Here is a 9582-nt window from a genome sequence, read left to right as displayed (position 1 = left end):
GTCGCCGTCGTCGCCGTCGTGGCCGCCGTCGGCGGCGAGCCCGTGCACGCGGCGAGGGCAGCGGTCAACGCGATGGCTCCGGCCAGGGCCAGGGTCCTGCGTGCGGTCATGATGCCTCCAGCTCAAGAGCGAACGACGACGATGAGCAACGACGAGGTTCACGCTAGGAAGGCGACGGTTAGCCGAGGGGTCCCGGACGGTAAGAGGAAGGCAAACTCTCGGCCGGGCCTCGCGATCCGCCCGGATCGGCACCCGCGGAAGCCATGATGGGCTCATGCGTCATCGCGTGGTCCGGGTAGCGGTGGTCGCCGTGGCCGTGGCCCTGGTGCTGTTCGCCGTGCCGCTGGGCGTCACGATCCGGTCGACGTACTTCGCCGAGGAGCGTGGCGCGCTCGAGCGGCAGGCCCTTGCGGCGGCCCTGCGCGTGGACCCCGGCTTCGGCGTCGGAGACCAGGTGGAGTTGCCGACGGCGGAAGCCGACACCCGGGTGGGGGTCTATGACACCACGCTGCGACTTCGGGCCGGTCGCGGGCCCGCGGCGGCCGACGCGATCACGCGACGTGCGGCCCATGGCGGTGCGGCCGACGGGCAGATGGGAAACGAGGTCATTGTCGCGGTCCCCGTCGCCTCCGGCGAGAACGTGATCGGGGTGGTCCGCGCGTCGGTGGCGGCCGGGGTGATCTGGCGACGTGTCGTGCTCGCCTGGCTCATCATGGCGGCTCTGGCCGGCTTCTGCCTGCTCGTCGCGATCCTGGTCGCGCGGCGCCAGGCCCGGCTGATCACCGAGCCGCTGGAGGCGTTGTCCGCCGCGTCCCAACGCGTCGCCGACGGCGACCTGACGGCGCGCGCCGAGCTGAGCAGCATCCCCGAGATCCGCCGTGTGGCCGGGACCCACAACGCGATGGTCAGCGGGCTCACCGCGGCGATCGAGCAGGAGCGCCACTTCAGCGCCAACGCCTCCCACCAGCTGCGCACGCCGCTCACCGGTCTCCAGCTCGGCCTGGACGCGGCCCTGCAGGACCCCTCGGGGGACCTTCGTTCGGTCCTCGAGGACGCCTCGCGGCGGGTGGGCGAGCTGCATCGCACCGTCGAGGAGGTCCTGGCCCTGGCTCGGCTGGCCCCGGATCAGTGGCTGGACGCGGAGGTTCGTCCGATCGGCGAGACGGTCACCGACGTCGAGCGCCGCTGGCACGGCCGCCTGGCGAGCGAGGGCCGGCGCCTGCTCGTGACCCTCGATTCCGGGGTCGCGACCTTCGAGGTCCCGGCCAGTCTGGTCGCCCAAATTTTGGATGTCCTGCTGGAGAACGCCCTGCACCACGGCCGGGGGATCGTGACACTGACGGTCCGCGAGATCGGCGAGACGCTCGCGCTCGATCTTCAGGACGAGGGGTCGATCGCCCTGGCGCCGACGGCTATCTTCGACCGCGGGACCTCCGGGGGCGGCGGGCAGGGCATCGGCCTGGCCTTCGCCCGATCAATGGCCGAGGCGCGCGGGGGACGGCTCGTGCTGGCGGGCGTGTCACCCGCGACGTTCACGCTCTTCCTCCCGAGCGACCCCACAGCCCCCGTGGCTTCGCCCCCGCCCCCCGCCCCGTCCGAGCGTTGACTTCACACCGGATCGGGTCGTTCAACGTGGTGAGCAGGTCCACGACCGTGCCCAACGGATCATCAGTCCCGTGTCCAGCACACCCGGCAACCGGCATCGATCGAGCGCACGACTCGGACGTCCGCTGACCGACCCCGACCCGAGTTGGGCGACGTGCGCCGGGTTCGGACTCGGGCCACAGCGCGCTCAGGTTTGGAACGGTCCGGACTCACCCTGAGCTGGGTAAAGCCTTGACCAGCACGCCCGTGCGGCCCTTCTTGCGCTCACCTTGGCCGTACTCCCTATCCACGCGCTCGTGACGAGGTTGGCGCGACCCATCCCCACGTCCAAGTAGGTTTCGTCGCATGACCGATCCCGAGACGGACCAGAACCCTGTGCCCGGCGAGGACCCCACGCCCGCGCTGGACCCCATAGCCGAGCAGCACCCCACGTCCGGTGAGGTCAGCGCAGCCGAGAGTGACCCCGCAGCCGGGCAGGACGCCGCGCCCCGGCGGCGACGTCCCCGCAAGGCGCTCTGGATCGCGTTCGCGTGCGTGGTCGTGCTGCTGGCGTTCGTGGCCGTGCGCGCGGCCGCGGCGGACTCGCAACGCCACGATGCCTCGACCGCCGCGACCCGCTTCCTTCGGACGTGGGCGAACGGTGACCTGTCCGCGCTACCTGCCCAAACGGTGAGCGGCTCCGCCGCCATCGCCGAGACCTACAAGGCGCTGGACCTCGCTCTGGGCATCACCGCGAAGACTCCCGCCGCCATGAGTGCGCAGCCGACGGCGAAGTCGCCGTCGTCGGCGGTGCCCATGCAGGTTAAGGTCGGGGCCCCGTCAGGGTCCGGCCACCTCATCACCGTGCCCGCGACCGTCACCGTCAAGATCCCGGGTCTGGGTACCTGGATCGATCACCTGCGGCTGAGCGTTCGGGTGGAAGGCAGCAAGGCGCTCGTCGACTGGTCGCCCGCGAGCATCAACGCCGAGATCAAGACCGGCGACCGCGTCCGGCTGACGCGGACCGTGCCCACCCGTGGCGCCATTCTCGGGGCGGGCGGCCGCCCGCTGCCGGCCGGTCCGGACGTGACCGCGCTGGTCGGCACCGTAGGTCCGGCCAGCGCCTCGGAGGCGACTGCAGACCCGACCCTGCGGGTCGGCGACGTCGTCGGCCAGAGCGGGCTGCAGGCCGCGGACGACGCGGCGCTGCGCGGAGCGCCGTCCGGAGCCCTGACGGTGGTCGACTCCGCCGGGCACCCCGGGGTGACGCTGATCCGGTGGGCCGGCACCGCCCCCAAGACCGTCTCCAGCACGATCGACCCGACGATGCAGACGGCGGCCGCGGCGGCCCTGGCCCCCACCGGCCATCCCTCCGCCCTGGTCGCGATCGACGCGCGCACGGGCGCCGTCCTGGCCGCGGCCTCGACCCCGGCCGGGTATCCCCGCGCGCTGCTGGGCCGCTACCCGCCGGGGAGCACGTTCAAGATGGTGACCCTCACGGCGGCCTTGCTGGCCAAGCACACGATGCACGATGCGACGTCGTGCACGCCGACGGCCACGGTCGACGGCTACGCCATGCACAACGCGAACAACGAGGCGTTCGGCACCATCCCCCTGCAACAGGCCTTCGCGGTGTCGTGCAACACGTCGTTCGTCCATCTCGCCATGAGCCTGCCCCACGGCACGCTGGCGACGGCGGCCACCCTGCTCGGCTGCAACACCGGCCACGCCCCGCTGGCCACCCCGTCCTACGGGTGCAGCTACCCCGCGAACGCCACCGGCTCGGCGTACGCGGCGTCCGCCATCGGGCAGGGAACCGTCCAGGCCAGCCCGCTGGCCATCGCGGCCATCGCGGCCGCGGCCGACTCCGGGACCTGGAACCAGCCCCACGTCACCCCCGGGCCGGCCGCGGCCAGCCATCCGCTGCCGGCGGCCGTTACGGCCGGGTTGCATGCGGGGATGCGGGCCGTGGTCACCTCGGGGACGGGCACGCCCGCGAACCTTCCTGGGACCCCGGTCTACGGCAAGACCGGGACCGCCCAGCAAGGCAGCGGAGCAAACGCGCCGACCGACGCCTGGTTCGCGGCCTTCCGCGGCAACGTCGCCATGGCCGTGATCGTGGAGGGCGGCGGGTTCGGGGAGAAGGTGGCCGCCCCGGTCGCCGCCAGGTTCCTCAGCGCGGCCACGCACTAGCCGGGCGGACGGGTGGCAGCCGCCGGCGGCCGGCCCGACCCAGCCCGCCGCTCACCGGGTCGGGCGAGACGAGAGCGTGCGCCGCCATACGAGCAGGGGTGCAGGTAGCGGTGCTGTCACCAGCAACTTGACATGGGGCACGATGCTGGTAGTGACCGTTAATCAAGTGGTCTGTATTCCTCGGGTTCGATCAGCCGATCGTCGCGAGGGGTGACGCAACTCGTCGTCGTCTCGTCGTCGTGGCGTCGATAGCGGTTCTTCCTGTCGTCTGGGTCGGAGCTGCTCCGTCTCGATCCGGCTGTTCCTGGCCCGCGCGCAAGCTACCTGAGCTGGCATGGCAGATCGTGGAGTGTTGCGACCCCGGCTGTGACGTGCCCCGACGACGGTGGGGCCATTCCAGGTGACCACACGCAGACCACGCTGCCGCGGGCGGGCGGGGGGCGTGGACTTGGCCACCAGCGGGGACATTCATGGCCACGAACCGTCTGTGTTGCCGTCACCTGCCCGTCATCGGCTGGTCATCGGGCCGAGCGAGCCTTTGGCGGCTGTCTCCCCGAGCGGGTGCCACTCCTGCTGGGCAGTAGCTCGTGTCTTGGGAAGGTTGTGCCAGCAGGATGAAAATGCGGACCGTATGGATCTTTGGTGCTGTGACAGCAGTAGGCGTGGGCGGCCTGCTCGGCGGGTGCTCAGCGGCACAGTCGACCCCGTCGGTGGCGTCCACCGGCGTCACCGGGGCTGCCGTGGCCACCGTGCCCACCGGCGTCACCGTGCCGGCCGGGTTCACCGCGACGACCCTGGTGTCCGGTCACGGCGCGACCACTGGCCCGGACGACATCACCCAGCTTGGTGACCGGATCTACGTGGGGTACCAGAACGGTGTGGGCTCCAAGGGTGAACCGGCTCCCGGGGGTGGGAGAACGAGCACCGTGGTGGCGTACACGACGGGCGGTACCGAGACCGGGCGCTGGACCCTGACGGGCAAGGTGGATGGGATGACCGCGGACCCCACCACGCACACGGTCTTGGCCACGGTGAACGAGGACGCGAACTCCAGCCTGTACTCGATCGACCCGGCCACGGGCCAGGGCAAGGTCACCCATTACCAGTTCAGCCCCAACCCGCTGCCCCACGGGGGCGGCACCGACAGCATCAGCGTCCGCAACGGGCAGGTGTTCGTCGTCGCCTCCGCGCCCGCCGCGAAGGCCGGCACGAAGACGTACACCGCCCCGGCCCTGTACACGGTGACCCTGGCCGGGACCACGGCTTCGACCACCCCGGCCCTGCAGGACAACGCGCGGGCGACTGACGCGGTCACGGGCAAGTCGGTCACCCTCAACCTCTCCGACCCCGACTCCAGCGAATCGGTGCCCGCCTCCGACCCCCGTTTCGGCGGCGACCTGCTCCTGGACGGCCAAGGCGACCAGCAGCTCGTCTTCGTCTCCCAGCCCGGCGCCAAGCCCAAGGCCACAGTGCTGAACATCAAGACCCAGGTAGACGACTCCGCGTTCGCCACCGGCCCGGGCCAGACCCTGTACGTCGTGGACAGCGCAAAGAACTCCGTGATCGCCATCCGCGGTGACTTCAAGGCGGGCGACGCCTTCGCGTCGATCCCCAAGGACTCCACCAAGCAGCCCGCAACCCTCGGCCGGGTGAACCTGAGCACGGGTCAGATCACCGCGTTCGCTACCGGTCTGGGCAGCCCCAAGGGGCTGCTGTTCGCGTCCAACTGACGGGGCCACGATCCGCCGACCCGAGCCACGACGCAGCACATCCAGCCTCGGCCAGGACCACGTGACCCGCTCGTGAACATCCGCGCGGTCGCCGAGTGAACGAGCGCCCCAACCTCTCCACCAGAGGTCAGGGGCGTTCGTGGTTGGCGGCACCCAACAGTCGCGGTGCGACGGCTCGCCGGCCACTGACGCCAACCACGGCGACCTCGACCACGAGCCCATCGAGTTCCACAAGGGTGCAACCGGTGCCAACGAAACTGGGTACGGTCCAGGTGATCATGTCGGGCAGGGGTTGCGCGGTGTCGGCCTGCGGATCCTGACGGGGACCCTCGCCGGGGCGTACATGCCCACGGGGGAGTGGGAAGTTTCAACCAAGCCCGGGGCACTGGGCTGGTCGGCCGTCGTGACGGTGCTCTTGCGGGTAGCGTGCTGATGTGGCACCGACATTCGACGCGGATAAGGGTCGGGGTGGACTCAGTTCGCTGTGGGAGGCGGGACAAGATCTGATTGCCGCGGCCGCGACCCGCAGCGATCGGCAGCGTGACCTCGACGCGGCGCAGGATGTGTACACCGCCGCATACGCCCGCGCGGTGGCGACCGGGTGGTCACCGGACGAGCTACGCGAGCTCGGGTTGCCCCGGCCCGACAAACCCTGACGTCCGTCCTCGCACCCACAGCGACCCCTGCGCCGCTTCTTGAGCCTGACCACTTGGTGGCCCTCGGCACCGGACCGGGGCGCGAGCGAGAGTTGGCACCTTGGTGCACGGACCGCGCGGTGCTTGACAGCCGTTCAGCGCTGTTGACGGAACCGGCAACCACGCGCGGGTCCTCGCGGGCGGACGGACTCGGCTCCCGGGACCTCGGGACCTCAGGGGTGCGAACGACACGGCTAGGCTCGTTCCTCGTGACCAGCAGCCGCACCGCTCTGAAGACCGGGCTCCGGCACACCTTGTTGCAGTTCGGCCGGTTCGCCGTCGTGGGCGCTTCGGGCGTCGTGGTGAACATGGTCGCGCTGATCCTGGTGAAGTCGTTGGGCCCGCATCCCGAGGTGGCGATGTTTGGCCTGCCGCCGACGGGGTTCCACGTGCGGTGGTATCACCTCTACTCGACCATTGCGTTTCTGGTCGCCAATCTCTGGAACTTTCAGCTCAACCGCCGCTGGACCTTCCGCAGGCCGAAGCGCACCGCGTGGTGGAAGGAGTACTGGCCCTTCCTCATGGTCGGCCTGCTCGGCCAGGTGATCGGGCTGGTCCTGCTCACGGCGCTGATGCATCGCGGCTGGCCGACGTCGCTGCCGACCGACCTGCTCGACGACTCGAGCGGATTCCGTACCCGGCTCTACTGGGCGCAGTTGATCGTGATCGCGGTCGTGACGCCGCTGGCGTTCGTGCTCAACAAGTTGTGGACGTTCAAAGGCACACGCACCCACGACGTCGAGATGGCCCCCGCGGACGAAAGCTTTTCCGCAACGGTCGGCTGAGCGCCTCACGGCCCGCGACGGACCCGCCAGACCGCGGCCGCGGTCAAGAGCACCAACGCCCCTGCTCCGGCGGCGAGCGACAGCGGGGTGAGAGGCCACCGTCTGCCGGTGCCTGGCGGGCATCGGACCGGCGACGAGAACGGTCCAGAGGGACCTGGTCGACCACCGTCAGTTCTCGAAGTCGCCCGCACGGATGTCCGAAGTCGCCAGCACGAGTTGTCACCCATCGGGCACCGGACCGGGACGCGAGTGAGAGCTGGCACGGCGTTGGTGCGCACGGACCGTCCCAGCGGTGCTTAACGACCGCCCTCCCCAAACGAGAGCGTTGACACAAAACCCGGTCGGGAACCACCGGGACCGAGCGCAGCGATCCAGCGTCGGCGTGCCGGCGGCCCGCCCCAGGAGCAGTCCGCGTTGAGCAACGCGGCAACACGCCTCAGGGCTGATGGACGAGCACGTCAGAGCGTCACAGGCGCCCTGGAGGTCCCATCAGGCGGTCGCTGGCGGTCGCTGAGATGCGGACCCGCAGCGGCTCGCGTCGGTCGAGGCTGCCGGGGCCAGGTGCGAGCTGGCCCACCCAGCGATTCTTGAGCGTGTTGAAGTACACGGCTCCGTTTCCGGAGAAAGAACCTGATCGGATCGTCACGCCGACGACGTGAATATTGCTCAGGTTGTTGTCGGGCATGGTGCTGCACTTCGCCCAACTCGCGATCCGCTTCTCCCGCTGATAATGCTGTCGCCGAAATTGTCCGTCGCGGGGTGCTGGCGCCCGTGGGCACTCTCGCGGTGGCCGGGTGCGCCCAGGCCCAGGCCCAGGCCCAGGCGTAGGAGTCCCAGCGAGCTCGGTCTTGCGGCCCGGCGTCGAGCACCGGCGCCCAGAACTGGTGGAGTCCCTGGTATGCCTCGTCGAGTGTCTTGAAGCGGATGCCGTAGGTGCTGACGAATTCATTCCAGGGCGAGATCCATGTTGATGGGGGCGGTCCCAATATGGGCGGCCACGGTGTTGATCGCAGTGCGTAGGTCGTGCGGCACGGGTCGCGCAGGTCGCCGATTGTTGACATCAGGAGCTGTTCGGCGATGACGAGCATGTCGTACAGGTCTTTCGCGCGGCTGTTCTCCCCGGACGCGTAGACCCGCGTGTATGCGTGCGCTTTCTCGGCCAGTTGCTGCTCGGTGCGGATGGCCGGGACCGTCACGGCGTCGAATCCGGCGAATTCGAAGAGGTTTCGCAGGTGGACGACGTCTACGGGTCGCGGATCGTCGGAGACGATGCTGAGGTCCAGGCGCAGGCGCTCGAACAGCCGTCCTGCGAGTCGGGCCTCGACCGCGAAGCGCAGTCCGTGCTCGGGTCCCTCGGCCTGCATCGTGGCGGGGGCCGCGACGGTGAACTCGAAGTGATCGCCAAGATCGAGTTCCGTTGCGAGCTCAGGGATCCTGGTCAAGGCCGCCACTCCAGGGCGCCACGTGGCGTCCGCGTCGGCGGTCGCGCGCGCTTGTTCCCCGACCTGGGCGATCATGGCGAGCCCGCCCTTGAGCGCCCAACTGTCCGGCGCGGCGACGGCCGCCACTCGTGCGAGCAGCCGCTGCATCGCGGCCTCCTTGCGGATGCGGTCCAGAGGGAGGCTGGTTCGTTGGCTCTCGACCTTGAGCCTCGTCTCGAGCGCTTTCCTCAGCCCGCCGGGGTTGATGTATGGGCGCCGGTTCATCGAGCGTCTTCTGCGGTGGACAGGCGCACGCCCCAGGTGCGACGAACCTGGGTTCGGCCTTCTTGGACGTCCCCGAGGGCGAGGGTGAGGCGCCGGCGCGTGGTGAGTCCTCGTTCGAGGGACTCGTGGACGGCTTCGCGCACAAGCGAATGGTCGGATGAGCGTGCGACGTCGACGAGGGTTCGTTCGATCGAGGTCACGGGGACGTCGTCGCGGACGCGGGTGGAGCCTTCGTTCAGGTCAGCGAGATGGATGCGCACTCCTGGTCGTTGTCCCCGGAAGGGTCGCGGCACGGTGACGTGGAGAACTGGAGGCGCAGCCTGCGCGAGGTCGTAGACGGCGAGCGCGCTCTCATGACTGACGGCGCTGCCGGATCCGGCCCACAGCGTGGCCACGAGCATGTCGGCGTGTGGATGATCCGGGTAGGCCACCAGGCGGTAGATGCCGTGTGCGACTCGTGCGAGCGCCCCGCGCGAGATGAGGTGCGTCAGCACGCGGTTGCTGATGGAGGCGTCGAGCGCTTCCTGTGTGGTGAAGTACCCGCCGTGGTGCTCGGCCAGCTCGAACAACCTGTTCGACACGGGCGTGTTCATTGCCCGAGCGCACCGTTCGGCGAAGCCCTCACGCGTGTACCTCGCACAGAACTAACACTCTATGTAAGTCTCACGCGCTAGGTGTGCAGGCGCGGAACCTCGAGAGGCCGCAGTTGCCGGTGTTCGAAGCTGTGCGGGGGCCGCCGGGCGGCCGGCTGTCAAGGGCCATGGGGATCTGCCCAGAGGCGGTCTTAAACCCTGCCCAGTGACGGTCACGAAAACTGCCCGGTGATGGCCATGAGATCTGCCCACTGCTGACCATCACCGGCCGGCTCGTCAGCTCAACGGACTCACCC

The 9582-nt window shown here is 69.8% G+C and carries 7 protein-coding genes; 5 read left to right on the top strand and 2 right to left on the bottom strand.

Annotation, left to right across the window (positions count from 1 at the left end; all coding sequences use genetic code 11):
* Window positions 1-274: 274 nt before the first annotated feature.
* From VIM26_RS02375 to VIM26_RS02355, 5 genes are all read left to right on the top strand, one after another.
* Window positions 275-1606: a HAMP domain-containing sensor histidine kinase gene (locus VIM26_RS02375; protein WP_331948717.1), complete on the top strand. Its 1332-nt coding sequence runs from the start codon at window positions 275-277 to the stop codon at window positions 1604-1606.
* 344 nt (window positions 1607-1950) lie between these two features.
* The gene (locus tag VIM26_RS02370) at window positions 1951-3777 is read left to right on the top strand and encodes a penicillin-binding transpeptidase domain-containing protein (protein WP_331948716.1); all 1827 of its coding nucleotides are present in this window, start codon (window positions 1951-1953) and stop codon (window positions 3775-3777) included.
* 647 nt (window positions 3778-4424) lie between these two features.
* Window positions 4425-5507, top strand: coding sequence for a hypothetical protein (locus VIM26_RS02365; RefSeq protein WP_331948715.1), 1083 nt, complete (start codon window positions 4425-4427; stop codon window positions 5505-5507).
* Window positions 5508-5941: 434 nt separating this feature from the next.
* On the top strand, window positions 5942-6163 hold the full coding sequence (locus VIM26_RS02360; RefSeq protein ID WP_331948714.1) for a hypothetical protein: 222 nt from the start codon (window positions 5942-5944) through the stop codon (window positions 6161-6163).
* A gap of 56 nt (window positions 6164-6219) precedes the next feature.
* Window positions 6220-6987: a GtrA family protein gene (locus tag VIM26_RS02355; RefSeq protein ID WP_331948713.1), complete on the top strand. Its 768-nt coding sequence runs from the start codon at window positions 6220-6222 to the stop codon at window positions 6985-6987.
* A 458-nt stretch (window positions 6988-7445) separates the two neighbouring features.
* Here the strand turns inward: VIM26_RS02355 and VIM26_RS02350 are convergent, their stop codons facing one another.
* Together VIM26_RS02350 and VIM26_RS02345 are read right to left on the bottom strand one after the other, a co-directional pair.
* Window positions 7446-8576, bottom strand: a complete 1131-nt coding sequence (locus VIM26_RS02350) for a nucleotidyl transferase AbiEii/AbiGii toxin family protein (protein ID WP_331948712.1) — start codon at window positions 8574-8576, stop codon at window positions 7446-7448.
* Between the two features lie 113 nt (window positions 8577-8689).
* Window positions 8690-9286 (bottom strand): type IV toxin-antitoxin system AbiEi family antitoxin domain-containing protein, encoded by a 597-nt coding sequence (locus VIM26_RS02345; protein ID WP_331948711.1) that lies wholly within the window; start codon window positions 9284-9286, stop codon window positions 8690-8692.
* Window positions 9287-9582 lie beyond the last annotated feature (296 nt).

Source organism: Pengzhenrongella sp., from assembly GCF_036565025.1.
Taxonomy (GTDB): Bacteria; Actinomycetota; Actinomycetes; order Actinomycetales; family Cellulomonadaceae; genus Pengzhenrongella.
This window is presented reverse-complemented; position numbering and strand designations above follow the sequence as displayed.

Excerpts from the sequence above, each read along its gene's own strand:
- VIM26_RS02375 (WP_331948717.1), top strand. The coding sequence starts at position 275 with ATGCGTCATCGCGTGGTCCGGGTAGCGGTGGTCGCCGTGGCCGTGGCC.
- VIM26_RS02370 (WP_331948716.1), top strand. The coding sequence starts at position 1,951 with ATGACCGATCCCGAGACGGACCAGAACCCTGTGCCCGGCGAGGACCCC.
- VIM26_RS02350 (WP_331948712.1), bottom strand. The coding sequence starts at position 8,576 with ATGCAGCGGCTGCTCGCACGAGTGGCGGCCGTCGCCGCGCCGGACAGT.
- VIM26_RS02345 (WP_331948711.1), bottom strand. The coding sequence starts at position 9,286 with ATGAACACGCCCGTGTCGAACAGGTTGTTCGAGCTGGCCGAGCACCAC.